This window comes from Rhizobium sp. P38BS-XIX (assembly GCF_012641435.1).
GTDB lineage: Bacteria > Pseudomonadota > Alphaproteobacteria > Rhizobiales > Rhizobiaceae > Rhizobium.
This window is the reverse complement of record NZ_JABAIJ010000001.1, coordinates 36,296-62,173: the sequence shown is the minus strand read 5'-3', so window position 1 is coordinate 62,173 and position 25,878 is coordinate 36,296. Positions and strand designations below refer to the sequence as shown.

Annotated in this window: 26 protein-coding genes; 16 read left to right on the top strand and 10 right to left on the bottom strand. The window is 60.1% G+C overall.

Annotated features, from left to right (window positions below):
- The first annotated feature begins 146 nt into the window (after positions 1-146).
- Together HGP17_RS00275 and tldD are read left to right on the top strand one after the other, a co-directional pair.
- Entirely contained in the window at positions 147-767 is a 621-nt protein-coding gene (locus tag HGP17_RS00275; RefSeq protein WP_168804852.1) for an invasion associated locus B family protein, read from the top strand.
- Between the two features lie 63 nt (positions 768-830).
- On the top strand, positions 831-2,246 hold the full coding sequence (gene tldD / locus HGP17_RS00270; protein WP_168804850.1) for a metalloprotease TldD: 1,416 nt from the start codon (positions 831-833) through the stop codon (positions 2,244-2,246).
- 11 nt (positions 2,247-2,257) lie between these two features.
- On the opposite strand, the gene HGP17_RS00265 is transcribed toward tldD, so the two are convergent.
- Positions 2,258-2,566 carry a pyrophosphatase gene (locus HGP17_RS00265; protein WP_168804847.1) on the bottom strand — a complete coding sequence of 103 codons (309 nt, stop codon included), beginning with the start codon at positions 2,564-2,566 and terminating at the stop codon, positions 2,258-2,260.
- Positions 2,567-2,675: 109 nt separating this feature from the next.
- On the bottom strand, positions 2,676-3,965 hold the full coding sequence (locus tag HGP17_RS00260; RefSeq protein WP_168804845.1) for a D-alanyl-D-alanine carboxypeptidase: 1,290 nt from the start codon (positions 3,963-3,965) through the stop codon (positions 2,676-2,678).
- A 228-nt stretch (positions 3,966-4,193) separates the two neighbouring features.
- Between HGP17_RS00260 and HGP17_RS00255 the strand changes: the two genes are divergently transcribed.
- Positions 4,194-5,252: a polysaccharide deacetylase family protein gene (locus HGP17_RS00255; RefSeq protein WP_168804843.1), complete on the top strand. Its 1,059-nt coding sequence runs from the start codon at positions 4,194-4,196 to the stop codon at positions 5,250-5,252.
- 41 nt (positions 5,253-5,293) lie between these two features.
- Here the strand turns inward: HGP17_RS00255 and pdxH are convergent, their stop codons facing one another.
- Positions 5,294-5,914 (bottom strand): pyridoxamine 5'-phosphate oxidase, encoded by a 621-nt coding sequence (pdxH, locus tag HGP17_RS00250; RefSeq protein WP_168804841.1) that lies wholly within the window; start codon positions 5,912-5,914, stop codon positions 5,294-5,296.
- Between the two features lie 85 nt (positions 5,915-5,999).
- Between pdxH and HGP17_RS00245 the strand changes: the two genes are divergently transcribed.
- From HGP17_RS00245 to HGP17_RS00230, 4 genes are all read left to right on the top strand, one after another.
- Positions 6,000-6,437 carry an RT0821/Lpp0805 family surface protein gene (locus HGP17_RS00245; RefSeq protein WP_348648898.1) on the top strand — a complete coding sequence of 146 codons (438 nt, stop codon included), beginning with the start codon at positions 6,000-6,002 and terminating at the stop codon, positions 6,435-6,437.
- Positions 6,438-6,723: 286 nt separating this feature from the next.
- Positions 6,724-7,902: a DnaJ domain-containing protein gene (locus HGP17_RS00240; protein ID WP_246703935.1), complete on the top strand. Its 1,179-nt coding sequence runs from the start codon at positions 6,724-6,726 to the stop codon at positions 7,900-7,902.
- 122 nt (positions 7,903-8,024) lie between these two features.
- A complete protein-coding gene (gene fabI, locus HGP17_RS00235) occupies positions 8,025-8,843 on the top strand; it encodes an enoyl-ACP reductase FabI (protein WP_168804837.1) in 819 nt (272 codons plus the stop codon).
- A gap of 17 nt (positions 8,844-8,860) precedes the next feature.
- Complete coding sequence (locus HGP17_RS00230; RefSeq protein ID WP_168804835.1) at positions 8,861-9,457, top strand: histidine phosphatase family protein; 597 nt, start codon at positions 8,861-8,863, stop codon at positions 9,455-9,457.
- A gap of 111 nt (positions 9,458-9,568) precedes the next feature.
- On the opposite strand, the gene HGP17_RS00225 is transcribed toward HGP17_RS00230, so the two are convergent.
- On the bottom strand, positions 9,569-9,829 hold the full coding sequence (locus HGP17_RS00225; protein ID WP_168804833.1) for a DUF1344 domain-containing protein: 261 nt from the start codon (positions 9,827-9,829) through the stop codon (positions 9,569-9,571).
- Between the two features lie 309 nt (positions 9,830-10,138).
- Here HGP17_RS00225 and aroC point away from each other — a divergent pair, with 309 nt between their 5' ends.
- Both aroC and ribB read left to right on the top strand, forming a co-directional pair.
- Positions 10,139-11,236, top strand: a complete 1,098-nt coding sequence (gene aroC / locus HGP17_RS00220) for a chorismate synthase (protein ID WP_168804831.1) — start codon at positions 10,139-10,141, stop codon at positions 11,234-11,236.
- A gap of 10 nt (positions 11,237-11,246) precedes the next feature.
- Positions 11,247-12,350 carry a 3,4-dihydroxy-2-butanone-4-phosphate synthase gene (ribB, locus tag HGP17_RS00215; RefSeq protein WP_168804829.1) on the top strand — a complete coding sequence of 368 codons (1,104 nt, stop codon included), beginning with the start codon at positions 11,247-11,249 and terminating at the stop codon, positions 12,348-12,350.
- Positions 12,351-12,414: 64 nt separating this feature from the next.
- Here the strand turns inward: ribB and HGP17_RS00210 are convergent, their stop codons facing one another.
- Together HGP17_RS00210 and HGP17_RS00205 are read right to left on the bottom strand one after the other, a co-directional pair.
- A complete protein-coding gene (locus tag HGP17_RS00210) occupies positions 12,415-12,975 on the bottom strand; it encodes a GNAT family protein (RefSeq protein ID WP_168808000.1) in 561 nt (186 codons plus the stop codon).
- 144 nt (positions 12,976-13,119) lie between these two features.
- On the bottom strand, positions 13,120-14,310 hold the full coding sequence (locus HGP17_RS00205; RefSeq protein WP_168804827.1) for a winged helix-turn-helix domain-containing protein: 1,191 nt from the start codon (positions 14,308-14,310) through the stop codon (positions 13,120-13,122).
- 107 nt (positions 14,311-14,417) lie between these two features.
- Here HGP17_RS00205 and HGP17_RS00200 point away from each other — a divergent pair, with 107 nt between their 5' ends.
- The 3 genes from HGP17_RS00200 to HGP17_RS00190 are packed head-to-tail and all read left to right on the top strand — an operon-like array spanning position 14,418 to position 16,283.
- Positions 14,418-15,095, top strand: coding sequence for an ABC transporter ATP-binding protein (locus HGP17_RS00200; protein ID WP_168804825.1), 678 nt, complete (start codon positions 14,418-14,420; stop codon positions 15,093-15,095).
- Positions 15,095-15,697, top strand: a complete 603-nt coding sequence (locus HGP17_RS00195) for an energy-coupling factor transporter transmembrane protein EcfT (protein ID WP_168804823.1) — start codon at positions 15,095-15,097, stop codon at positions 15,695-15,697. Before HGP17_RS00200 ends, HGP17_RS00195 begins: the two co-directional genes overlap by 1 nt.
- Before the next feature lie 28 nt (positions 15,698-15,725).
- Complete coding sequence (locus HGP17_RS00190; RefSeq protein ID WP_168804821.1) at positions 15,726-16,283, top strand: biotin transporter BioY; 558 nt, start codon at positions 15,726-15,728, stop codon at positions 16,281-16,283.
- A 54-nt stretch (positions 16,284-16,337) separates the two neighbouring features.
- Here the strand turns inward: HGP17_RS00190 and HGP17_RS00185 are convergent, their stop codons facing one another.
- A complete protein-coding gene (locus HGP17_RS00185; RefSeq protein WP_168804819.1) occupies positions 16,338-16,739 on the bottom strand; it encodes a thioesterase family protein in 402 nt (133 codons plus the stop codon).
- Positions 16,740-16,906: 167 nt separating this feature from the next.
- Here HGP17_RS00185 and HGP17_RS00180 point away from each other — a divergent pair, with 167 nt between their 5' ends.
- From HGP17_RS00180 to dxs, 4 genes are all read left to right on the top strand, one after another.
- Complete coding sequence (locus tag HGP17_RS00180) at positions 16,907-17,848, top strand: histone deacetylase family protein (RefSeq protein ID WP_168804817.1); 942 nt, start codon at positions 16,907-16,909, stop codon at positions 17,846-17,848.
- A gap of 2 nt (positions 17,849-17,850) precedes the next feature.
- Complete coding sequence (locus HGP17_RS00175) at positions 17,851-18,102, top strand: exodeoxyribonuclease VII small subunit (RefSeq protein WP_069613731.1); 252 nt, start codon at positions 17,851-17,853, stop codon at positions 18,100-18,102.
- 84 nt (positions 18,103-18,186) lie between these two features.
- A complete protein-coding gene (locus tag HGP17_RS00170; protein WP_168804815.1) occupies positions 18,187-19,110 on the top strand; it encodes a pirin family protein in 924 nt (307 codons plus the stop codon).
- 124 nt (positions 19,111-19,234) lie between these two features.
- Entirely contained in the window at positions 19,235-21,151 is a 1,917-nt protein-coding gene (gene dxs, locus HGP17_RS00165; protein ID WP_168804813.1) for a 1-deoxy-D-xylulose-5-phosphate synthase, read from the top strand.
- 96 nt (positions 21,152-21,247) lie between these two features.
- On the opposite strand, the gene HGP17_RS00160 is transcribed toward dxs, so the two are convergent.
- From HGP17_RS00160 to HGP17_RS00150, 3 genes are all read right to left on the bottom strand, one after another.
- The gene (locus HGP17_RS00160) at positions 21,248-22,276 is read right to left on the bottom strand and encodes a sensor domain-containing diguanylate cyclase (RefSeq protein ID WP_168804811.1); all 1,029 of its coding nucleotides are present in this window, start codon (positions 22,274-22,276) and stop codon (positions 21,248-21,250) included.
- A gap of 349 nt (positions 22,277-22,625) precedes the next feature.
- On the bottom strand, positions 22,626-24,563 hold the full coding sequence (locus HGP17_RS00155) for a methyl-accepting chemotaxis protein (RefSeq protein ID WP_168804809.1): 1,938 nt from the start codon (positions 24,561-24,563) through the stop codon (positions 22,626-22,628).
- A gap of 255 nt (positions 24,564-24,818) precedes the next feature.
- Entirely contained in the window at positions 24,819-25,829 is a 1,011-nt protein-coding gene (locus HGP17_RS00150; protein ID WP_168804807.1) for a DUF4424 domain-containing protein, read from the bottom strand.
- Positions 25,830-25,878: the final 49 nt, after the last annotated feature.

Here is a 25,878-nt window from a genome sequence, read left to right as displayed (position 1 = left end):
TTGCATCGTGGTCCATGGCGCCACCGGGACAAAATAGAGTACATGTCGTATTTCCGCCGTAGTCGATTGGAATCCAGCACCCGGGGCTTTTCATTTGCCGGTCTGGCTTCAACAATAGCGGCACTGATTCGAATCTAGAGGTTTTCATGGGTTTTCGTTCCCTCGCCCGGCTTTGGCTTGTTACCGGCAGCGTCGTTGCCGCGGCCGCCGCGCCCGTATGGGCGCAACAAGCACAACAGACTCAGCCAGCGCAGCAGACCCAGCAGCTACAGCCGCAACAACAGGGCCAGCAGCAGCCTCCTACGCAGCAGGTTCCGACCAGCCAGGTTCCACAACCTCCGGGCACGGTTCGTTCCAGCCATGGCGCATGGTCCGTCGTCTGCGACAAGCCGGCCGGTGCGTCGGCCGAACAATGCGCACTCATGCAGAACGTGATTGCCGAGGATCGTCCGGAAATCGGTCTTTCCGTCGTCGTGCTGAAAACCGCCGATCGCAAGTCCAAGATCCTGCGCGTTCTCGCGCCGCTCGGCGTATTGCTGCCGAATGGTCTCGGTCTCAATATCGACGGCAAGGATATCGGCCGCGCCTACTTCGTGCGCTGCTTCGCCGATGGCTGCTATGCCGAAGTGGTGCTTGAAGACGAATTGCTGAAGACGCTGCGCAGCGGCGCCACCGCAACCTTCATCGTCTTCCAGTCTCCGGAAGAAGGCATCGGTATTCCGGTCGATCTCAAGGGCTTTGCCGAAGGCTACGACGCCCTTCCCTGATCGGATGGGCTTGCTCTTGCGCCGTGCGAAGCCTACATCGGCTCTGAACGGAGCACCTGACCCATGAATACCGATCTCCTTACCCTTTTCGACACCGACGAAACCAAACTGCGCGGCATCGTGGCCGACGCACTTGCGGGCGCTGACGACGGCGAGCTGTTCGTCGAGCATGTGCAGGCGGAATCGCTGACGTTCGACAACGGTCGGATGAAGGGCGGCAGCTTCAATACCGAGCAGGGTTTCGGCCTGCGCTCCGTCGCCGGCGAGGCCGTGGGCTACGCGCATGCGGGTGATCTCTCGGAAGCCGCGTTGAAGCGCGCCGCAGACGCAGTGCGCGCGGTCACCTCCGGTTACGCAGGCTCTTACGCCGCCGCGCCGCAGCGCACCAACAAGGTTCTCTACGGCGACGAAAATCCGATCGGCACGCCGACATTCGAGGAGAAGGCCAAGCTTCTCCAGGAGATCGACAGTTATCTGCGCGACAAGGACGACAAGGTCCGGCAAGTGACGGCATCGATTGCCGCAAGCTGGCAGGTGGTTGATATTCTGCGCGCCGATGGACACCGCGTACGCGATATTCGCCCGATGACCCGAATCAACATTTCCGTCATCGTCGGCGATGGCGACCGACAGGAATCCGGCTCATTCGGCACCGGCGGCCGCATCGGCTTCGGCGATTTCGTCACGAAGGAGAATTGGCAGCGCGGCGCCGACGAGGCGCTGCGGCAGGCATTCATCAATCTCGAGGCGATCGACGCACCGGCAGGAACGATGGATGTCGTTCTTGGCTCGGGCTGGCCGGGCGTCATGCTGCATGAGGCTGTCGGGCACGGGCTGGAAGGCGATTTCAACCGAAAGAAAACCTCGGCATTTGCAGGCCTTCTCGGTCAGATGGTCGCCGCACCCGGCGTGACCGTCGTCGACGACGGCACGATCGAGAACCGCCGCGGCTCCCTCACCGTAGACGACGAAGGCACGCCTTCGGCCTACAACGTCCTGATCGAGGACGGCAAGCTGGTCGGCTACATGCAGGATCGGCAGAATGCGCGGTTGATGGGCATGAACGCCACCGGCAACGGTCGGCGTCAGGGCTATGCCCACACGCCGATGCCTCGCATGACCAACACCTACATGCTCGGCGGCGACAAGACACCGGACGAGATCATCGCCTCGGTGAAGAAGGGTATTTATGCGGTCTCCTTCGGAGGCGGCCAGGTCGACATCACCTCAGGCAAGTTCGTCTTCGGCTGCACCGAGGCCTATCTGATCGAGAACGGCAAGATCGGGGCGCCGATCAAGGGCGCCATGCTGATCGGCAACGGACCGGACGCGATGAAGCGGGTTTCAATGATCGGCAACGACATGAAACTCGACACCGGCATCGGCAATTGTGGCAAGGGCGGCCAGTGGGTTCCCGTCGGCGTGGGGCAGCCGCATTTGAGAATGGACCAGATCACCGTGGGCGGCACGAAGGCGTAAATCGCCCTCCCCTACTCCTCGGAGGGGCGGAAACGCCATTTGCGCTCTATGGCAGCGGCAAGATCCAGGCCGTTGCGATGGGCGAAGAGCAGGATATGGCCGAGAACATCGGCCGTCTCGTCCGCCAGCGCCATTGCAAGCTGCGCCTCGGTCATGCCCTTGCGGCGGCCACGGCCCGTCGTCTTATTCCAGATTTGCGTCAGTTCGCCCAACTCTTCCTGCAGCTTGAGCATGAACCAGTCTTCATCCCGCTCCAGGCCGTTCTCGGCGGCATAGGTGGCGGAAGCCATTTCGAATTGCTGCATCAGCTTTTTCATCATCGACGCCGTTCTCTTTATGTTCTAGAGCATTGATGACCGATTCCATGAAAAAAGTCGAGCCGGCGGAGTTCTGCCCCGCCGGCTCGACTTCCGAAAGTTGATATTCCGCTTAGCCCTTGTTCGGCAGAAGCATGCAATCGAATTCCTTGCGCTTCAAAGCCGCGCATGCCGAAGTTGCGTCGTCGCGAGTGGAAAAGCCGACGAAACGTGCGCGGTAGAGCGTATTGTTGCCCTTGCCATAAGGCTCGGTATAGGGCGAGGCATTGGCAAGAGCGTTGCCGGCCTTCGATTTTGCGATGGACAGAAGATCCTTGGCAGCCTGCGCGCTCGGGGTTGCCGCAATCTGCACCTGCCAGCCACCGCCCGCTACGGGTTTGCCGGCGTTCATGATTTCATCCATGGCGACGGGGCGGTCCATCGGGACCGTGACGTTCGAGGATGCGGCAAATGCCAAAGGCACGACTTCGGGACGTTTGCGGCTCGCGGTCGTGGCCGTGGTCTGCGTATCGACATCGACGGCGACATCATCCGATGCCGACGCCACTTCGACCTGCTTGCCCTTGCCGACGCTGCCAATGCTCGCGACGAGGCGAGATGTCGAAACCGAGCTGGCCTTGGAGACATACCGATCGAGCAAGGAAGCCATCAGCGCATCGCGGCCACGGGCCGTCGCGCCGCCCATGACGACGCCGATGACGCGGCGATTGCCGGAGCGCACGGCGCTGACGATGTTGAAGCCCGACGCATTGGTATAGCCGGTCTTGATACCGTCCATGCCCTCATAGCGGTACATCAAGTTGTTGTGGCCGCGTACGTAGTGGCCACGATAATTGAAGCTCGCCTGCGAAAACAGCCGGTATTCCTGCGGATAATTATTGATGAGAGCAACGGCGAGCGTCGACATATCGCGAGCCGTCGTCACCTGCTGCATGTTGGGCAAGCCGGACGAATTCATGAATACGGTGCGGCGCATGCCGAGTTCGCGGGCTTTCTGCGTCATCAACCGCGCGGCGCCGCTTTCGCTGCCGCCAAGCGCTTCGCCCATCGCGGCGGCGGCATCGTTGGCCGACTTAATGATCATACCGTCGACGGCTTCGCGTACGGTCACCGTGCCGCCTGCCTTCAGGCCGAGCTTGGTCGGGGGCTTGGCCGCGGCGGCGCTCGAAACGGGGATTCTGGTGTTCCAGCTGAGTTTGCCGCGATGGATCGCTTCGAACGTCAGGTACAGCGTCATCATCTTGGTCAGGGACGCGGGATGATTGAGGTCATCCGCATTGCTCGACGTCAAAACCTTGCCGGTCTTGGCGTCCATGATGAAGTAGGCGCTGCCCGCAAAGCTCGCCGCAGGCGCGCTCAACAGCGCAACAGCCGCAGACATGGCCACCAAAAGTCTTTTCATAATCGTCCCCAAACGAAAAAATGCCAACACACCGCAGTCAGCCTTGTATGATTTTGCGACAAGAAAGCTGATATCGGTGCGATATTGAGGCAACAGCCTCGTTAGTTCTTCAATTTTGCCTTTCCTGGTAAAATAAGCATTAACGCATTGGAAATTATAGCAAAGATTCAGTAAGGTTTAACGGAGGGCGCGTTAGAGCGTTGGCAGTCGTCAACCGGATCGATCCGCATGGAACAGGGCCTCAAGGTCCGCCTCAAGCGCACAATGATCTCCAGCGGGCTGGAGGCCGCCGCACTCATCAGAGGCGCGGGCCTCATGCGGGATGTCGGCGGCATCGGTACGATCTTCACCCTTCATCATGTGCGCCCTGCCCTTCCTCGTGGCTTCGCACCGAATGCTCATCTCGAAATCTCGCCGGATTTCCTCGATCGCGCGATCCTGCGCCTGAAGAAGGACGGCTACGAGTTCCTGTCTCTCGATGCTTTGCCCGCGCGCATCGAAAATGCCGGGGGCAAGCCGCCGTTCGTCGCCTTCACGCTTGACGACGGCAATCGAGACAATCTCGATCATGCGCTGCCGGTTTTTGCACGCCATGGCGTGCCGTTCACGATCTTCGTCGCCCAAGGTTTGTCGGAGCGGACGCATAGCCTGTGGTGGGAAACATTGGCGGAACTGCTCAACCGGCTGGATCGGCTGAGATTCGATTTCGGGGCTGGCGACGAGTTCGTGCCTTTGGAGAAAGAGAGCCAGAAGCAGGCGGCGTTTTCACGCTTCGCGGCCTTCGTGCACGGCACGGATGAAAGCGACGCCGTCGCGCGCATCGATGAGCTGGCCGCGCGGAATGGCCTGGAACCGCTCCATCTGGTACGGGAAGCGATCATGGACCGAACGGAATTGCGGGAGCTTGCCCGCCATCCTCTCGTGTCGCTCGGCGCCCATACGGTGAGCCACCGTGCACTCTCGCGCTTGACGGAAGCGGAAGCAGCTGCGGAAATGGCGCTTTCCGCCGACTATGTCGCCGATATCATTGGAAAACGGCCGACAGCCATTGCCTATCCTTACGGAACAACAGACGCGGTCTCGCAGCGCGAAGGAAGGCTTGCTGCGAAACTCGGCTTTTCAATCGGCGTAACGACGCGTCCAGGGATCATCGCTGCTGCAAGCAGCAATGCCCTCACACTTTTGCCCCGGCTTTCGCTGAACGGCCATTATCAGAAGCCGCGCTATGCCTCGGCGCTGGCCTCCGGCATCCCCATGCGGTTGATGGGGCGCCGGGACGCAATATAAATCCTCGGTAAATGACCTGGTATGCCGAAGGGCGAGACGCCTTAAGGGTACATCCGCACCTTCTGCCAGGCACCTTCAGGCATATCGCGACGAAACTCGATTCGGTCATGAAGACGGAACTGGCGATCGTGCCAGAATTCGATCGATAGCGGCCGAATGCGGAAGCCGGACCAGTAGGGCGGGCGTGGAATATCGCCGATCGCATACCGCGCCGTATATTCGGCAACAGATTTTTCCAGTGCAAAACGACCTTCCAGCGGACGAGACTGCTTGGAGGCCCAGGCACCGATGCGACTGCCGCGAGCCCTTGTTTTGTAGTACTCGTCGGCTTCCTTGTCGGTCACCACCTCAACCAGTCCGCGCAAACGCACCTGCCGTCGAAGCGACTTCCAGTGGAAGCACATGGCCGCTTTCTTCTGAGAAAGGATTTCTTGGCCTTTCTGGCTCTCGAAATTCGTATAGAATACGAATCCGTCGCTATCGAAACCTTTCAAAAGGACCATGCGGACATTTGGCAGTCCATCCTTATCAACCGTTGCCAAGGCAACCGCATTCGGATCATTTGGCTCTGTGGTCTCAGCTTCGCGAAGCCAGGCCGCAAATAGAGTGAAAGGTTCGTTCTGTTCGGTGAAGTCACCGCTTGTTAACCCGTTTTCCGACATATTAGTTTAAATACTCCGCAATTCCTAAAAATCATCAGCCTCTCCGGCTGACAAAGATCTTCGGGTGGAAGTCATAGCAAAGTCGATCGTTCATACAAAGCGCAAGCTTGCGAAAGGCGTGACGATAGGTGTTGCCCTGGTCTCCCTTCTCACCCTTGGCGGCTGCGTCGGCGGCGGCATGGACTACCTGGCCTCGGCAAAAGTGGATCGCAGCGTCTCGACCGGCACGGTTCCGACAGCGCCCGTGACGACCGACAGCATCTCAGACGAATCGACCGTGCGAAACGCCGTCAGCTCGGCGGACCTGCACAAGCTGAACGGCCAGCCCATCCCCTGGGCGAACGCGTCCACCGGCAGCGCCGGGGTTATCGACGCGATCACCGAGAGCAATTCCTCCGGCGTCGTCTGCCGCCAATTCCGCACGAGCCGCCACTCCTACGAGGGCATTGCCAACTTCTCCGGCAGAACTTGCCTTGTCAGCCAGGGCGAATGGCAGTTGTTGAGCTTCCAGCAGGCCGGCTGACCTTCCCTCTCTTTTTCGTCTCGACCGGCAATCCCGACGCATGGCAGCGGTGAACGCCGCTGCAGCCTTACGATTTCTCGCGTCCGGCGTTAGCGAACGGCTAACCATCCGCGAACATGGCGCAGGCCCTCCCCCATCAGACGTAACGCCTGATTAGCAACTCTTCCCGCAGGATCGCTTCATACGCGTGCTGACCTCTTGCCTTTCCCAGGGCTGCGAGACGGCGAAGCACGACGTGTGAGTTTCGTGTGTTGGGGGTGCTCCGAAGGGGCCGGATACCCACAGAATGGTGGCTGGAAAGATGCGTGATCCTTACCAGGTGTTGGGCGTGAAAAAAGATGCCGGGGCGGATGAGATCAAGGCGGCGTGGCGCAACCTCGCAAAGACCGCTCATCCCGATCATAATATGGGCGATCCGACGGCGACGGAGCGCTTCGCGGAGATCGGCCGCGCCTATGAGACACTGAAAGACCCGGAAAAGCGCAGCCGCTACGATCAGATCGCCACCCTGGCGAAAGCCAAGGGTCAGACGACGGAGCAGACCATCATGCAGCAGCGTCAGGCTGCGCGTGAGGCGGCCGAGCGTGCGAAGGTGGCTCGCGCCAATGCGGAAAAGGTCATGGAAGAGCTTGCGCGGGCCAACGCCCGAAAGGCGGCTGCGTCGGCAGCCAGCCAGCAGGCGGGAGCCCAGAAAGAAACGCCCGAAGACGTGGTCGAGCGTATTTTCGGCGTGAAGGCCGGCCGCGCACAGCAGCAGGAACAGGCAAGCGCCGAAGCGGCCGCGCCCCAGCCCGAAAAGCAACCGGAGACCACCGCATCGGCAGCGGAAGACATCCAGCCGGAGGAAGAACTGCTTGCGACGGGCACGGCTTCGGGCGGTTCGCGCTCGGCTTTCGGCATCCTGGGTTCGCTCATGCGCCGTATCACCGGCAGCAACGTTCAAGACAAGCCGCCGGAAAAGACGCCTGAAGTCGCGGCCGAAGCGACGGTCACACTTGAGGACATGCTGAAGAGCCGCTGGATCATCGTTCCGCTGCCGGACGGTCGCGAGGCGCGCTTCCAGGCGACGACCGATATTTCCAACGGCCAGGTGCTGCATCTCAAGAACCAGGGTCTGAAACTGCAGGGCATGCTGCGCGGCGACGTCGCCATCACGGTGCACATGTCGACCGACGGACGCTTCACCCTCGATGGCAGCCATGTGCGCACGATATTGCCAGTGACCATCGAAAACGCGGTGCTCGGCTGTGAAACAACCGTCGAAGGATTGAACGGCCCGGTCAAATTGACGGTGCCGCCGTGGTCTGGTTCGGATCACATCGTGCGCGTTCCCGGCGAAGGCTTGCCCGACGGAAATGGCGCAAAAGGCGATCTCATTGTCGAATTGCGGCTGATGCTGTGGGAAAAACCTGACGATAAGGTCACCGATCTCATGCGCAGTATGCGCGAGGGGCTTTTCCTGTGAAATTTTGGTGACAACAGCACCCTTTGTTACGATCCCTAACAGTTGATGATCTTTACGATGCTTGAACAGGGGAACGGCCTATGCCATAGGCAGGGTCATTCGAAAGTTCAAGGGAGCAGAATATGGCTCAATCCACTGGCCTCATGGCAGGCAAGCGCGGCGTCATCCTCGGCGTTGCAAACAACCGTTCGATAGCGTGGGGTATTGCCAAGGCCTGTTCGGATGCCGGAGCCGAGATCGCACTGACGTGGCAGGGCGATGCCCTGAAGAAGCGTGTCGAGCCCCTCGCCCAGGAACTGGGTGCCTTCATGGCTGGCCATTGCGACGTGACCGACCCGGCAACGATCGATGCCGTCATCGACACGCTGGAAGCGAAATGGGGCAAGATCGATTTCGTCGTGCATGCCATCGCCTTCTCGGACAAGGACGAGCTGACCGGCCGTTACCTCGATACCAGCCGCGACAACTTCACGAAGACGATGGACATCTCCGTCTATTCGTTCACGGCGGTTGCACAGCGCGCCGAGCGAATCATGAATGATGGCGGCTCGATGATCACCCTCACCTATTACGGTGCGGAAAAAGTCATGCCGCATTACAACGTCATGGGCGTTGCCAAGGCGGCTCTCGAAGCAAGCGTGCGCTATCTCGCCGTCGATCTCGGCGGTCGCGGCATCCGCGTCAACGCGATCTCCGCAGGCCCGATCAAGACGCTCGCAGCGTCCGGCATCGGCGACTTCCGCTACATCCTGAAGTGGAACGAGTATAATGCTCCGCTGAAGCGGACCGTCACGATCGACGAAGTCGGCAACTCGGCTCTCTATCTTCTGTCCGATCTGTCGACCGCAGTCACTGGTGAAGTCCACCACGTCGATTCCGGCTACCACACGGTCGGCATGAAGGCCGTGGACGCGCCTGACATTTCCGTCGCGAAGGACTGATCAACAGGAATCTGACCGTGTCGCCAATCCTCTATGTGATCCGTCACGGTCAGACCGACTGGAATGCCGAGCGCCGTCTGCAGGGGCAGAAGGACATCGACCTCAACGCCATCGGCCGCGAACAGGCGCGCCAGAACGGCATCGACCTCGGCGAAATCCTGACATTCGAAGGCCAGCCGTTCGATTTCGTCGCAAGTCCCTTGCGGCGTACGCGCGAGACGATGGAAATCATGCGCGAGGCCATGGAACGCCCTCCCAAGGATTACCGCACGGACGAAAGGCTCGTCGAAGTCTCCTTCGGCGCCTGGGAAGGTTTTACGCTCAAGGAACTGAAGATCTCCGAGCCAGAGCGTCTTGCCGAGCGCAAGGCCGGCAAATGGGACTTCATTCCTCCGGGCGAAGATGCCGAAAGCTACGAGATCCTCTCCTGGCGTGTGGGCTCTTGGCTGACTTCAGTCGAACGCCCGACCGTTTGCGTCACGCATGGCGGCGTCATTCGGACACTGTTTCGTCTGGTAGGCGATATTGCCAAGGAAGAAGCGGCCGACATTCCGATCCATCAGGATCAGATCCTGAAAGTCGATCTGGACATGAAGATCATCGGCTGGGTCTAAATGATTCCTGAGATGCACGGCAGCGGGTTCTGCCGGGAATTGCGTGAGGAAACGCGTCAGCGACGCAAGCGTACTCTCGAGCGCCGTCAATTTGCCGGCGGTATCGCCTGATTACTGAACGATATCGAGATCGTTGACGACGCGCTTGCCGTCGACTTCGGTGTAGAAAACCACGACCTTGACGCCGGCCTTCAGACCATTGAAATCGAAATCTTCCGGCACCTGATAGTTCTTGCCGTCATCGAGGGTGATGCTGAAGTTTTTCGTATCGACCTTCTTGATGGTGGATTCGACATCTGCGCTTTCGGCAAAGCCCGCGACGGGCGCAAGCAAGGCTGCCGTGGCCAAAAGCGTCGCAACAAAAAAGCGCATGGTCGTTACCCTTCAGGTCAATTTGCTCGTGATCTCTTATGGAGTGTAGAAAACACGGTGAATATGGCGGAAGTTGCCCCCAATAATGGCTAGGCTCGCCTAATTGGTGAATGCATCGTCACAATCCACAATTCGGATTAATCTTTGTTTACCATGATGATGGCAGGCAGCAGATTATGCTGAAGATCGTTTCTTCGATCGCCGAAAGAAAGATTTTGTCTTGCCGGCATTTTGGCCTATGAGTGGGCCGCAATTGCAAGAGAAAAGACGCGGCCTGCCTGTCAGTCCGCACCAAGCTGGTCGTTTTCCATGTCGCACAACACATTCGGTCACCTCTTCCGCGTCACCACCTGGGGCGAAAGCCATGGTCCGGCGCTCGGCTGCGTCGTCGACGGCTGCCCTCCCGGCCTCCGCTTCAAGCTGGAGGATCTTCAGGTCTGGCTCGACAAGCGCAAGCCGGGACAATCCCGGTTTGTCACGCAGCGACGCGAAGACGATCTCGTCAAGGTGCTATCGGGCGTGATGTTCGACGAGGACGGCGAGACGATGATCTCGACCGGGACACCGATCTCGATGCTAATCGAGAACACCGACCAGCGCTCCAAGGACTATGGCGAGATCGCCAAGCGTTACCGCCCGGGCCATGCCGACTATACCTATGACGTCAAATATGGCATCCGCGACTATCGCGGCGGCGGCCGTTCGTCTGCCCGCGAGACGGCCGCACGCGTTGCAGCCGGCGGCATCGCCCGCCTCGTTGTGCCCGGCGCAACGATCCGCGGCGCACTGGTGCAGATCGGCAAGCACAAGATCAACCGCGCCAATTGGGATTGGGCTCAGGTGGACCAGAACCCGTTCTTCGCGCCCGATCCTGCGATCGTGCCGGTGTGGGAAGAATATCTCGACGGCATTCGCAAGGCCGGCTCTTCGGTCGGCGCCGTGGTGGAAGTCATTGCAGAAGGCGTGCCTGCGGGTCTCGGAGCGCCGATCTACGGCAAGCTCGATCAGGACATCGCGTCGTTGCTGATGTCGATCAACGCCGTCAAGGGCGTCGAAATCGGCGAAGGCTTCGCATCCGCAGAACTGACCGGCGAAGAAAATGCCGACGAGATGCGCATGGGCAATGACGGCAAGCGTATCTTCCTCTCCAATCACGCAGGCGGCATTCTGGGCGGCATCTCCACCGGCGAGCCGGTGGTCGCGCGCTTCGCCATCAAGCCGACCTCGTCGATCCTGACAGAACGCCAGTCGATCGATGCCGATGGCAACAATGTCGATGTGCGCACCAAGGGCCGCCACGATCCATGCGTCGGCATTCGTGCCGTGCCGATCGGCGAGGCCATGGTTGCCTGCGCCGTTGCCGACCATTATCTGAGGGATCGCGGCCAGACGGGCCAGCAGAGATAGGAATTTCGAGATGCCTTACGACCAGAAGCGTGTTGTCGATGCTATCAGGGCCTTCGAGGCCGGCGAGATCGTCGTCGTCATGGATGACAACGACCGCGAAAACGAAGGCGACCTGATCGTCGCTGCGGTTCATTGCACGGCCGAAAAGATGGCTTTCATCGTCCGGCACACTTCCGGCATCGTCTGCACGCCGATGCCGCGTGAAGAAGCCAAGCGTCTCAATCTCAATGCCATGGTGGCGGAGAACGATTCCGCCCACACCACCGCCTTCACCGTTTCCGTCGACTTCAAGCACGGCACCACGACAGGCATTTCCGCCGACGACCGCACGCTGACAGTGCGCAATCTCGCCAACCCGAATGTCGGCCCCACGGATTTCGTCCGTCCCGGCCACATCTTTCCGCTCGTTGCCCGCGAAGGCGGCGTCCTCATGCGGTCCGGCCACACGGAAGCTGCCGTTGACCTCTGCAAGCTTGCCGGCCTGCCACCGATCGGCGTCATCTGCGAACTCGTCAACGACGATGGCACCGTCACGCGTGGCCAGCAGGTCGTCAGCTTTGCCGAACAGCATGGGCTGAAGCTCGTCTCGGTGGCCGACCTCATCGCCTATCGCCAGCGCAAGGAAACGCTGATCGAACTCGGTGCGAGCTTCGACATCGAGACGCCGTTCGGCAAGGCGCGTGCCCATACCTATTCCCTGCCTTGGGATCCGATGCAGCATCTGGCCGTCGTCTTCGGCGATATCCGCGACGGCATCGACATTCCGGTGCGCCTGCATCCGGAAAACGTGGCAGACGATATTTTCGGCAAGAGCAGCCCGGTCGATTTCTACATGAAGAAGATCGCCGAAGAGGGCCGCGGCATCATCGTCTACCTGCGCGAAGGCTCCGTTGGCGTAGGCCATGTCGACAATGGCCGCAAGTCACGCCAGACGGATCGCGAAGCCCATGCCGAAGCCAAGTCACGCGAAAGCGAATGGCTCGAAATCGGACTTGGCGCACAGATCCTGAAGGACCTCGGCGTCAGCTCGATCAAACTGATGACCAGCCGCGAACGCCACTACGTCGGCCTGGAAGGCTTCGGCATCAAGATCGCCAAGACCGAGATCTGCTAATCGGCTTTTGTTGCCCAGCTCATCCGTTGCGGTTGTCCACCATCGCAACGGACCATGGTCAATGTCATTTGCCGCTTGATGGATGAACGGCATCGTGTGTGTGAAACTCGCGATCCAGCAGGCCCATCATGATATCGTCGTGCCAGCGGCCGTTGACGTAAGCGGTTTCACGCTCTCTTCCCTCGATGATAAAGCCGCATTTTTCGTAGGCGCGAATGGCGCGCTTGTTGTAGGCGAGCACGCGTATTCCGATGCGGTGGAGTGCCATCTCGCCAAAGGCATGGCGCAGTAAAATGGTGATTGCCTCGGTTCCGAAGCCTTTGCCGAGCAATGCGGGATTGTTGATGCCGATCGCCATCGTCGCGCGCTTGTCCTGCGCGTTCACGTTGTCCAATCTGATTTCGCCGGCAAAGGCGCCGTTGATTTCAATGACCCAGGCATGCGGACGTTTATCGAACCATTGCACCCACCTGACAGCACCTTCGCGCGTGATCGGTTTGATATCTTCCTTGTTGATGCCGTACATCTCCGAGATCTCGGCATTCGTGCCGAGGGCGAAACGCACATCGGCATCGTCGGAGCATGGCGGACGAAGCCTGACATTGCGACCCTCGAGAATTGGCACAGACAAAGAACCCTCCCTTCTTCGCAGGCGCCTCGGCCTGACTTCCCTTGTGTGACGACCAAGCCGATTGATCGCCTCAGTCTTCAGAGCCAGAAAAGTGTCACTTGCACATGCGTTCCGCCCTACCTCTCCGCAGAAGGCTCGCTAGCCGCGCCAGCCTTCAAGAAATACGACCTTTTCGACGCCGGTGAAGCGCGCAAGACGCTCCAGCTCCGCCTCCAATTTCTCAAGCCGGCCAGCCGATGCCTTGACGCCCGGCTCCAGCCAGAGGCGCTTGACATCGAGTGTGCCGGCCTTGCGGTCGGCCTTCATATCAATCCGGCCAATCAGACGGTCTCCTTCCAGCAACGGAAAGACGTAGTAGCCGTATTCGCGCTTCGGTTCAGGTACGAAAATCTCGATGCGGTAGAAGAAGCCGAAGAGACGTTCGGTACGATTGCGGTCCCGCAGCGTGGGATCAAATGGGCTGAGAACGCGGATGCGCGCCGGCGCTTCGGCGTGCGCATCGAGCGTTTCGTGGAAATCGAGGAAGGCGAAGGACAACCTTGGCTTGCCGCTACCGGCGGGTTCGATCAATATATCTGTGAGTTCGTCGCGATGCGTCTCTACCCAGGTCTTGGCCTCCTGCGGGGTCACCAGATCCCAGAAGGCGGCGATCTCGCCCGAAGTCGCAAAGCCGAGGCGCTGCAGCGCGCTGCGGCAAGCCCAGTCGACAAATTCGTCGTGCTCGACTTCCGGCTCATGGAAATGGCTCGGCAAGACACGCTCCACGAGGTCATAGACCTTCTGGAAATTCGTGCGGCCGGCAATCGCGAACTTGCCGGTGCGCCAGAAATACTCGAGCGCCGTCTTATTGGGGTGCCAGTTCCACCAGCCGCCCGAGACATGATCCTCCGCCTTGACCTCGCGGGCGGTGATCGCGCCATTCGTCAGCACGCGCTCGTAGGTTTCTTCGAACGCCGCCTCGAAACCCTCCCCGCGCCATTTGCGCCATCGTGCGATGATCGCTTCATCCTCACGTCGGAAGCGATGCTTCCAGTAGACGAAGAAGGCGCTCGGCAGGATGGAGGCATCGTGCGTCCAGTTCTCGAAAAGCGCGCCATCCTTCTCCAGAAGTTCGGTCAGGTGTTCGCGCCGATAGGTCTGGTTGCGCGAAAACAGGATCTGGTGATGGGCGCGCTCGACGGTGGCGATGCTGTCCACCTGCACAAAGCCGATGTCGTGGATGAGTTGCAGCAAGCCTGCCTTGGTCAAGGCGCGGTTCGGCGGATTGGCGAGCCCCTGCCTGGCAAGGAACACGCGGCGGGCATCGCGATTCGAGAGCAGATTCGTCATGGCCCAATCATAGGCATAAATTCCCATGCTTTCAAAGAGGCGCCGATTTGATAAATCCGGACGATGCGTTATAGGTCCGCGATCACGTTATTGAACAGGGAAAGTGCTTGGATATCCGCTTCGACAATGCCGGCGTCGATTACGGCAAGCGCACCGCGCTGTTTCCGTTAAGTCTCGCGCTTAAAGAGCGCCGCATCGGCGTGATCGGTCTCAACGGTTCCGGCAAGACGACCTTTGCGCGGCTGATCAATGGGCTCGTCAAGCCGACGACCGGCCGTGTCGTGGTCGATGGGCTCGATACCGTCGGCGATGCCGGCAAGGTGCTCGGAAAAGTCGGCTATATCTTCCAGTCGCCGCAGAACCAGATCATTCTGCCCATCGTGCGCGACGACATCGCCTATGGGCTGAAAGCGCGCGGATACGACAAGGCGATGATCGACGCGGCGGTCGAGGGCATTCTGGGCCGTTTTGGCGTCAGCCATCTCGGGAGCAGGCGCGCGCATGAGCTTTCCGGTGGCGAGCTGCAGATGGCGGCCCTATGCTCCGTGTTGGTGACCGGTCCGGACATTCTCATTCTGGACGAGCCGACCAATCAGCTTGATCTCAGGAACAGGGCACTCGTGCAGAAGACTATCGCGTCGCTGCCGGAAAATCTCATCGTCATCAGCCATGACCTGCCGCTGCTCGAGGATTTCGAGCGGGTACTGCTCTTTGATGGCGGCCGTCTCGTCGCCGATGCACCCGCAGCGGAAGCGATCGCGCGCTACAGGGAGTTGGCAGGCTGATGCAGACGCTGCATGTCGACGTCGATACCTGGCTGCACCGGCTGTCGCCGCGCATAAAGTTGCTTGCCCTGACGGCGTTCGGCGTGGTGCTTTTCCTTACCTCGTCGATCGTTATTCTTGTCGGCGCAAACGTTATCGGCGCCGCGCTTTATCTGCGCAGCGGCTTGCGGATCGCGGAGGCGCTGAAGCGGCTTCGGCCAATTCTGATCTCGATTGCCATTCTGGCGGTTTTCGCGGCGCTCGTCGGGCCGCTGCACGCGGCAGTCGTCACTGCGCTGCGCCTGACCGCACTTGCGCTGTTCGCCGCCACGGTGACGGCGACAACCTCAATGACTGCCTTCATCGATGAGATCACGGCGCTTGCCACACCGCTCGAAAGGCTCGGCCTGCTGAGGGCCGCCGATATCGGGCTTGCGATCGGCCTCGTCATCCGTTTCGTGCCGGAGATTCTCGATCGTTATCGTGCGATCCGCGATGCGCATCAGGCACGTGGAATCAAGGTTCGACTGGCAACCACGCTTGCGCCGCTGATCATCCTGACGCTACGCGATGCCGACAATATTGCCGCTGCGATTGACGCGCGCGGGATTCGGCGTCAATGAACATGGGTCTTTGTTGGAAGGAACCGCCATGAATACCCGCGACCTCGTGCTTTCGGCGCTTTTTGCCGCCATCATCGTGGCGCTCGGCCTCCTGCCGCCGATCCCGATCGGCATCATTCCGGTTCCAATCACCGCCCAATCGCTCGGCATCATGCTGTCGGGTGTGGTGCTGGGCGCAAAACGCGGCACCATCGCCGTCCTGCTGGTGGTGGTGCTCGTCTCGATCGGCCTGCCGGTGCTGTCGGGCGGTCGCGGCGGTCTTGCAGTATTTGCGGGCCCGACCGCCGGCTTCTTTGTCGGCTGGATATTTGCAGCCCTCGTAACAGGCTACCTCTCGGAGCAATTGGTCAAACCGGAACAAAGCGGCCTCGTGCAGGGCGTGGGCTTTTTCATCGCGGCCGTTATCGGCGGCGTCGTGGTGCTCTATGCCTTCGGCATTGCCTGGCTGGCGATCAATATCGGCTTCAGCAAGGCGTTTCTCGGCTCGCTGGGCTTCGTGCCGGGTGATGTCATCAAGGCGTTCGTCGCAGCCCTTGTCGGCCGCGCCGTTATGGCCGGCTATCCGCTTCTGCCACAACGAAGCTAGCGCATGGCGCGCAAAAGCGCTCCGCGGCTGCTCGATGAAGCCCTCTAAGTCAGCTCAAGTCAGGTATTTGTAGAGCCAGTCTCGCGTGTCTTCCGGCAGCGATGTCGGATCGTGCTCTTCGCCGCGCACGGCCATCCAGAGAATTTCGATCTCGGCCGCCAGTTCATTGCCGGTCTCGACCATGACCATGAAGCCGATCGACTTGCCGCCGATCTTGTTGACGCTCACCGAAAAGCGGGCGAGATCGTCATAATGCAGGGCGCGATGCAGCGAGCAGGATGCTTTCCTGGCGATATAGATGGGTTCATCGTCGACCAGCGGACGCGTGCGCCAGAAATTCGAGAGCGCCGTTTCCGCCTGGGAGATGTAGGAGGCGATGAACATCTGGCCATGCCGGTCGACATCGCGCGGCGGCACCCTGACCTCTATGACATCGGATCGTTCTACTCTCGCCATCACGCAATAACCCTGGCCGACGCCGTACTGACTTAATGAAAGCTTAACACCGGGCCTCGATAAGTAAACGGGCGCGATCCCAAAGTGGTTAAGATGGATTGTTGACATTGTAGTGACATGGTCCATGTCCTGTAATAGGCGTCACACGTCATTTATAGATTGGTCCCATGAGCACACGTCTTTACGAACATCCGATCTTTCTTGAACACATTGTCCCGCCCGGCCATCCCGAGCGACCGGATCGGCTGCGCTCTCTGAACATCGCCCTGGAGCATCCGAATTTCGAGCGGCTGGACCGGCGGAAAGCCCCTGCCGCGCATGAGGATTCGATCCTGCTGGCACATCCCGAAGAACATCTGGATTTCGTGCTGCGCTCCATGCCGGACAGAGGCGATGAGGGCGAAATCAACCAGCTCGAAGCCGATACCTATGCCAGCCCGAAGACGCTGCAAGCGATCATGCATGGTGTCGGTGGCGCCATGGCGGCGGTCGACGACGTCTTTTCGGGCGCGGCGGACAATGTCTTCGTCGCAGCACGTCCCCCGGGCCATCATGCGGAGAAGACGAAGGCCATGGGCTTCTGCTTCTTCAACAATGCCGCAATTGCCGCCCGCCACGCGCAGAAGGCACATGGCGCCGAACGCGTCGCCATCGTCGACTGGGACGTGCATCACGGCAACGGTACACAGGATATATTCTGGGACGATCCGTCCGTATTGTTCTGCTCCACCCATCAGATGCCGCTTTATCCGGGCACGGGCAAGAAGGATGATCGCGGCACGCACAACACCATCGTCAACGCGCCGCTCTCCCCCAACACGGGCGGGGATCAATTTCGTGAGGCCTTCAAATCCCGCGTTTTGCCGGCGCTCAGCGATTTCAGCCCGGATCTCATCATCATCTCGGCCGGCTTCGACGCCCATCACCGCGATCCCCTAGCGCAATTGAACCTGACCGGCGAAGATTTCGACTGGGCGACCGGGCGGTTGCTCGAAGTCGCCGATCGAAGCGCCAAGAACCGGGTCGTCAGCCTGCTCGAAGGCGGCTATGATCTGGAAGGCCTCGCCGAGTCGGCGGGAATGCATATTCTACGCATGATGAAAGGTTGACGATGAGCGAGAACGCCAAGGCAGATGTTTCGGGCTATTCCTTCGAGAAGGCCGTGGCGGAGCTTGAGAGCATCGTTGCCCGCCTCGAGCGCGGCGATGTGGCTCTGGATGAATCCATCGCCATCTACGAGCGCGGCGAAGCGCTGAAGAAGCATTGCGAGGCGCTGCTTTCGGCAGCGGAAAACCGCATCGAGAAGATCAGGCTCGATCGCGCCGGAAAGCCGCAGGGCACGGAAGCACTGGACGGCGCCTGAAATCCGGCGGGAAAATTTGAGTTTGGCTGATATTCCCGGTAGGTTGGCCCGGTGGGTCACGTGCCCGCCGAAAGGAGAGCCGATATGTCCTTCTTCCCAAGAAACGATCCGCAGGCCGGTGACGCCTTCGCCTGTGACGCGATCGAGAACCTCATCATTCCGCGCACCAGCGACCTAGGCGGCTTTTCCGTGCGGCGCGCGCTGCCGAGCAGCCGCCGGCGTCTGGTGGGGCCGTTCATCTTCTTCGACCGCATGGGGCCGGCAATTTTTCGGCCAGGCCAGGCAGTCGATGTGCGTCCGCATCCGCATATCGGCCTCTCCACAGTAACCTATCTGTTCGACGGCGAAATCCGCCACCTCGACAGCCTTGGTACGGCAAAGGTGATCCGCCCCGGCGACGTCAACCTGATGACGGCCGGGCGCGGCATCGTGCATTCCGAGCGCACGCCGGAAAATCTGCGCGACCACCCGTTCGCCATGTCCGGGTTGCAGACATGGCTGGCACTGCCCGACGAGAAGGAAGAGATCGATCCCTCTTTCGCTCATACCGAAAAAGACGCACTGCCGTTGATTGCTGATGGTGGCGTCACGGGGCGGGTTGTTATCGGCGATTTCGAAGGTCTTAAGTCGCCGGTGAAATCCTTTTCCGATACGCTCTACGTCGATCTTCAACTGCAGCCGAACACGACGTTTCCTTTTGGGGCAGCGCACGAGGAACGCGCCGTCTACATTCTCTCCGGCTCTCTCATTGTCGCCGGCGACCATTTTGCCAGCGATCAGCTGCTCGTCTTCCGTCCGGGCGATGCGATCACGCTCGAAGCTGGCGAAAAAGGCTGTCATCTCATGCTTTTTGGCGGTGCGGCGCTCAATTCGAAGCGCTATATCTGGTGGAATTTCGTTTCGTCCTCAAAGGAGCGTATCGAAAAAGCCAAGGAAGAATGGCGCACCGGCCGCTTCGATATCGTGCCGGGCGACGAGGAAGAGTTCATCCCCCTGCCGGAAGGCTAACGGGTTCATAACAATCCCACATGTTTCTTGTTCGGGAACACCTTGAATTCGGCGCCTTTTGTCGCAATCTGTTTTGAGATAAGGCGGACACCCGCCCAAGAATAGCAAGAAAGAGGCTCTAGCCTTGACACAAATGCCAAAGACGCCCCTGCTTGACCGGGTCCACTATCCCTCCGACCTGCGAAAGCTCGAGGACAAGGAATTGCCGCAGCTCGCTCGCGAAGTTCGCGACGAGATGATCGACGCGGTGTCGCGCACGGGCGGACATCTGGGCGCCGGCCTCGGCGTCGTCGAGTTGACCATCGCCATTCACAGCGTCTTCAACACGCCGGACGATCGCCTGATCTTCGACGTCGGGCACCAGTGTTATCCGCACAAGATCCTGACCGGACGCCGTGATCGCATTCGCACGCTGCGACAGGAAGACGGCCTTTCCGGCTTCACCCGCCGGGCCGAAAGCGAATACGATCCGTTCGGCGCCGCGCATTCGTCCACCTCCATTTCAGCCGGCCTCGGCATGGCTGTGGCCGCCGAGCTTGATAACACCGACCGCCGCGTCATTGCCGTTATCGGCGACGGCGCGATGTCGGCCGGTATGGCCTATGAAGCCTTGAACAATGCCGGCGCGCTCGACGCGCGGCTGATCGTCATCCTCAACGACAACGACATGTCGATCGCTCCGCCGACCGGGGCAATGAGCGCCTATCTCGCGCGCCTCGCCTCCGGGCGCACCTATATGGGCTTCCGGGATTTCGGAAAGAAACTGACCGCCTACCTCGGCAAGAAGGTCGATCGCGCCATCACCCGGGCCGTCGAGCACGCGCGGGGCTACGTGACCGGTGGAACCATGTTCGAGGAGATGGGCTTCTACCATATCGGCCCGATCGACGGCCATTCCTTCGAACACCTGCTGCCAGTGCTGCGCAATGTGCGCGACAATGCCCAGGGGCCGGTGCTGATCCATGTCGTCACGCAGAAGGGCAAGGGCTATGCGCCCGCCGAGGCTGCGGCGGACAAATATCACGGCGTCAACAAGTTCGACGTCATTACCGGCGCGCAGACCAAGGTGAAGCCGAATGCGCCGAGCTATACAAGCGTCTTTGCGGACGCTTTGGTGCAGGAAGCGACACTCGACGACAAGATCGTCGGCATCACCGCCGCCATGCCGAACGGCACCGGTCTCGACAAGCTCCAGGAATTCTTCCCCAAGCGTTGCTTCGACGTCGGCATTGCCGAACAGCATGCCGTGACCTTCGCAGCCGGTCTTGCCGCCGAAGGCTACAAGCCCTTTGCCGCGCTCTACTCGACCTTCCTGCAGCGCGCCTACGACCAGGTAGTGCACGACGTGGCGATCCAGGGTCTGCCGGTTCGCTTCCCGATCGATCGAGCCGGGTTCGTCGGGGCGGACGGCCCAACGCATGCCGGTTCCTTCGACACGACTTTTCTCGCGACGCTGCCGGGCTTCGTCGTCATGGCTGCGGCTGACGAGGCTGAACTCAAGCACATGGTTCGCACAGCCGCCGCCTATGATCTCGGCCCGATCTCCTTCCGCTATCCGCGCGGAGAAGGCGTTGGCGTCGACCTGCCGGAACGCGGCCGGATTCTGGAGATCGGCAAGGGACGCGTCGTCAAGCAGGGATCGAAAGTGGCGCTTCTGTCCTTCGGAACCCGATTGGCCGACAGCCTGCTTGCAGCCGAAGACCTCGATGCCGCTGGCCTGTCGACGACGGTTGCCGACGCGCGCTTCGCCAAACCGCTCGACCACGACCTCATTCGTCAGCTTGCCGCCCACCACGAAATGCTGATCACCATCGAAGAAGGCGCGGTTGGCGGCTTCGGCAGCCAGGTCATGCATTTCCTCGCCAATGATGGCTTGCTCGACAGCGGCTTGAAGGTCCGCTCGCTGGTCATGCCGGATATCTGGATGGAGCAGGCCAAGCCCGAAGCGATGAATGCCAAAGCCGGGCTCGACCGCGCCAGCATCGTTCAGACGGTGTTTCGCACTCTCGGTCGTGGTCGCATCGTCGAAGCGGCCGGCTAGAGATTTTCCGTCTTTCTGGAATTGCTCCAGTCCGGGACGACCTTCATATCCGTCCGAATAAGCTGAAACCGACGCATTGCGGTTTCAGCCTGACTGTCAGGTATTGTATATTGCGACGCGATCACGGCCGGCGGCCTTAGCCTGGTACAGCGCGGCATCGACGTTTCGCAAAAGCACCGTGCGCGTTGCGCCGTCCTGGGGCGCAAGCGCAGCGCCAATGCTCAATCTGGCAAAAATCGACACGCCATCCACCATGAAGGGCGCCCTGAACGCCACGAGTAACCGCTCGGACAGAGACATCAGCGTGTTTTTTTCCGGCTGATTGGGAACGAAGATCGCGAATTCGTCGCCACCCATGCGCACGATTATATCATCGGCCCGCGTGACGGAGCGAATGCGCGACGCAGCTTCGCAAAGCACCTCGTCGCCAACATTGTGGCCAAAGCGATCATTGATCGACTTGAAGCCGTCCATATCCAGATAAAGCACGCCGAAGCTGCGGCCAGCCGCAATGGCAGTGCTCAAGGCTCCGTCCACGATGCCTTCCAGTGCGGACCGGTTGAAAAAGCGGGTCAGAGGATCTGTCATGGCGGCCGTGCGCAAGCCGGTTTCGGCAATACCCATCAACAGGTTGTTTTTCTGAAGGCGGAGCAGCGCACTGGCGATCTGTGCGAACTGCATGAGATTTTTCTGCTCGCCCTGCGAAAAGCGGCGCGGCGTCTGGTCCAGGACGCAAAACGCACCAACGGGCAATCCATTTTCCAGCCGGACGGGAGCACCGGCATAGAAACGGAAATACGGATCCTCCACAACGAAAGGCGCGACCATTAATTCGGTGTCTTCGGCGAGATCGGGGATCACAAGCAATTCGTCTTCGAAGACCACACGCGTGCAGATCGACATGTCGCGGGAGCACTCGCTGATCTTGAGGCCCGCCTGCCCGGCAATGCGCTGCCAATCTTCGTCGATAATGTTGATCGCCGCATAAGGTGTGTCGAAGACACCCCTCGCCAGTTCCGCAAGCACCGCAAGTTCCGGCGTCGGGCTGCTATGGATCGCAGTCAGGGAACGCACGGCCAGAAGCCTCTGTGTTTCATTGGGCGGAACTCTGACGAGCTGTCCCATTCGAATCTCCCTCGGCAATCACTCGTAGTGTAGCTATAAAAAAGATGGTTTGGCGCTCAACGCAACCCTGTTGCAGATCAAATATTTAATAAATCTTGGCGAGCGAATGTTGCGGAAAATAGGCTAAAACCACGAATTACCGGTAAAAATGCCTATTATATTGGCTGCGCGCTCTAATTTGCCCCGATACGGACTGAACCAAAACGGGGCAAATCCATGATCACGAGTCTCGATGCCTCCTTAAAAGTGCAACCGGCCCGCCGATAAAACGACAGGCCGGTATTGTTTTGCTCGTGATGATTCGCGATCGATCGAAGGATCTACGCTGCCAGATAGCCGGTAGAAACGATCAGAATTCTTCCCAATCGTCCTGCACCGCCGCCGCAGTCGCCGCGCCGCCAAAGGCCTTCGCCACGGTGCGCCCCAGCGCACGAGCGGGTGATACGGCCGGCTTGGAACGCTGCGTTGCAACGACAGGCCGGGCGGGCGCTGCCTGCGTCGCGTTGCTGAGGCGGAACTGCTGAAGCAGTTCGTTCAATGCTGCGGCCTCGCGCGCCAACGCGTGGCTTGCTGCTGTCTGCTCCTCGACCATGGCAGCATTCTTCTGCGTGCCCTGGTCCATATTGTTGACCGCCGTGTTGATTTCCTGAAGGCCGGTCGACTGCTCGCGGGTCGCGGTGACGATCGCGCCGACGTGGCGGTTGATCTCCTGCACTTCGGAAACGATCAGTTCCAGCGCCTTGCCGGTTTCGCCGACCAGAGACACGCCGGTGTTGACCTGATCGCTCGACGTGGTGATGAGCGACTTGATTTCCTTGGCAGCATTGGCGGAGCGCTGCGCCAGCTCGCGGACTTCCTGCGCGACGACGGCAAAGCCCTTGCCGGCATCCCCTGCTCGGGCTGCTTCGACACCGGCGTTCAGCGCGAGAAGATTGGTCTGGAAGGCGATATCGTCGATGACGCTGATGATGTTGCTGATCTCGCCCGAGGACTTTTCGATCTGCTGCATGGCGGAGACGGCCCGGCGCACGACTTCGCCCGAGCGCTCCGCACCCAGGCGGGCACGCTCGACAAGATGGCCTACATCTTCGGCGCGCTTGGCCGAATCTCGTACTGTGGTCGTCACCTGTTCGAGTGCTGCGGCCGTTTCCTCGACGGACGCCGCTTGCTGCTCGGTGCGATGGGCGAGATCGTCGGCAGCCGAGCGAATCTCACCGGCGCCGGCGTTGATGGCGGCCGCATTGCGCCCAACCGACTGCAGAGCCGCTTCCAGCTTTTCGACGGCATTGTTGAAGTCGGCTCGAACGCTGTCGAATTGCGGTGCGAATGCCTGATCGAGGCGCGCCGCGACATTGCCGGCTGCGAGCGTTGAAAGCCCATTTGCGAGCGCTTCCATTGCGAAACGGATATCGTCCTCTTCCCGTGCCTTCCGCTCGTCGCTCATCTGACGCTGACGCTCGGCATCATCTCGCATGCGATCGGTTTCGCCGGCGAGACGCAGCTTCTCGATGCCGGCTTGCTTGAAGACGAGAACGGCATCGGCCATACGACCGACTTCGTCGCCACGACCAACAGCCGGCACCTCGACATCATGCTCGCCATTGGCCAGGCGATCCATGGCCGCCGTCATGCCGACGATCGGGCGCACGATGAGGCGCGACAGCAGACAGGCGAGTACGGCTGCGGCGAGCGACGCGAAAATGCCGCCCAGAATAAGGGTTATGCGCAGATCGCTATTGGCGCCGTCCTGCGTGGCCGCCAGATCGCTCGCCTTTGCGCGGGCAGCCTGCTTGATCTTGGCCGCAGCCTCGCGGAAGCCATCGAGCTGGCCGCGAGTTTCGTTCTGACCGATCTTGACGATCTGATCGAGCGGCATCTCGGTTTCCTTGCGAGCCTTGGCCTGCGGCTCGGCGAGCTGATGGAAATATAGATCGGCGGCCTTCTGCATGTTATCGATCGCCTGCAGCAGTTCCGGAGAGCCGGCAGCCACCTGCTTGGCTGCGCCAATGCTCTTCAGCATACGATCGCGATTGTTGAAGATATCACCATAGGTGCTGTCGCTGCGCAGGAGCAGGAAGCCGCGCAGATTGACGGCCTGTTCCAGCATAGCCTGCAGCGAGTCGTCGATGAGGCTGACGAGCTGCTGCGATTTGGCCTGTTCCGCCGCGGCCTCATCGGAGACCTTTGCCTTGGAATAGACGAAGGCGGAAACGCAGGCGAAAATGGCGATGAGCAGCGTAAACGTGATGGCAAGCTTGCCATTCAACGAGAGTTTTTTCGCAAACATAAGCGAGCGCCTCCTGAGCGCCGGTTCTGGCGAGCGTCATGGGACCGCCTTGGGAGGAGAGCGGCGCACGGCTCGGAGAATTCAGGGAGGGGGCATGATTGGGACGCAGACGCGCGAAGCCTTCATGGCAGGCGGCGATCTCAAACAGATCGCCGCAATCCCGGGCATCAGTAGAGGCTCGGACTTTAAATTTATTTAATTGCGCACCATTTTGAAATGCAGCCAAAACGGGCGGATGCGCTTCGGCGATGGAGCTTAATTTACCGGAGCTGCAGCGAGAATAAGGACATCCAGATCGTGTTCCGGATAGAAATCCTGGGCTGTCATCTGGAAGGTCGTCGCGCCGGTCTTTTTCACATCCTTGCCGCAGAAGCTGACGTAATTGTCGGAGCTGCCCTTGTCGACCGTCAGCTCGAAATGCTTGATCGGGCCAGACCAGTTGGCACCTGTCGTCAGCACGTAGGAGATCCAGCTTTCCGTATAGCTGCGTCCACCCTTGTTGGCGGCAGCGGCCAGCTTCGTCGCCGCCTTTATGAAGGTTTCATCGAGACAATATTTGCCGCGATAGGTTTGCAGCTGCTGTTTTTGATAGTCCTCTTCACCGGCGAAGGTGATCGCCACGGTTCCGCCGACGCTCGGCTTATAACGATGCTGCACGCTGATCTTGGCGCTGGCGGGGAATTTGGTGCGCCACCAATAGGTCGTGTGCAGCGTCCACATCGGCGTGGGATGATGTTTCATGCCCTGGCCGTCATTATCGTATTCGTCGTCGGCGATCAGCCCGCGAGCGGTCCAATCCTCCAGCACTTCGACCGGAAGCTTCGCAACGGCATCCATGGCGGCCTTGCTCAACGGCAGCAGCGGAATGTTGTGCGCCTTCAACTCGTCGGTCATGTCGATGCCCGCCACCGATACGCGCTGCTGAAGCGTCGGCGTAATCGGCTTGCCATCCTGCGCGACGGTGAAGCCGAGGAAATTGTCGGAATCGACATTTCCCGCGTCGACCATGCTGTCAATGTCACCCTTGATATCGGGCATGGGGAAAGCGACGACGCTTTCGACATCCTTGTCGGAAGTGTTTTCGAAGACATAATCGACACGCACCTGCTCAGCCGAAATGAACAGCTTTTCCTCATCCATGCTGATATCGCCGGTGCGGACATAGGCGAGACCGCCCGTGCTCAGTTCGGCCATGGTATCGTTCGCCATCGCCGGGCCTGCGAAGACCGCCATCAACGCCGCCAAGCCACCGATCTTCTTTCGCATGCCGTCCCCCATACCCTGTGATCGCGGCGATTATCGCTAGCCGCCGTCC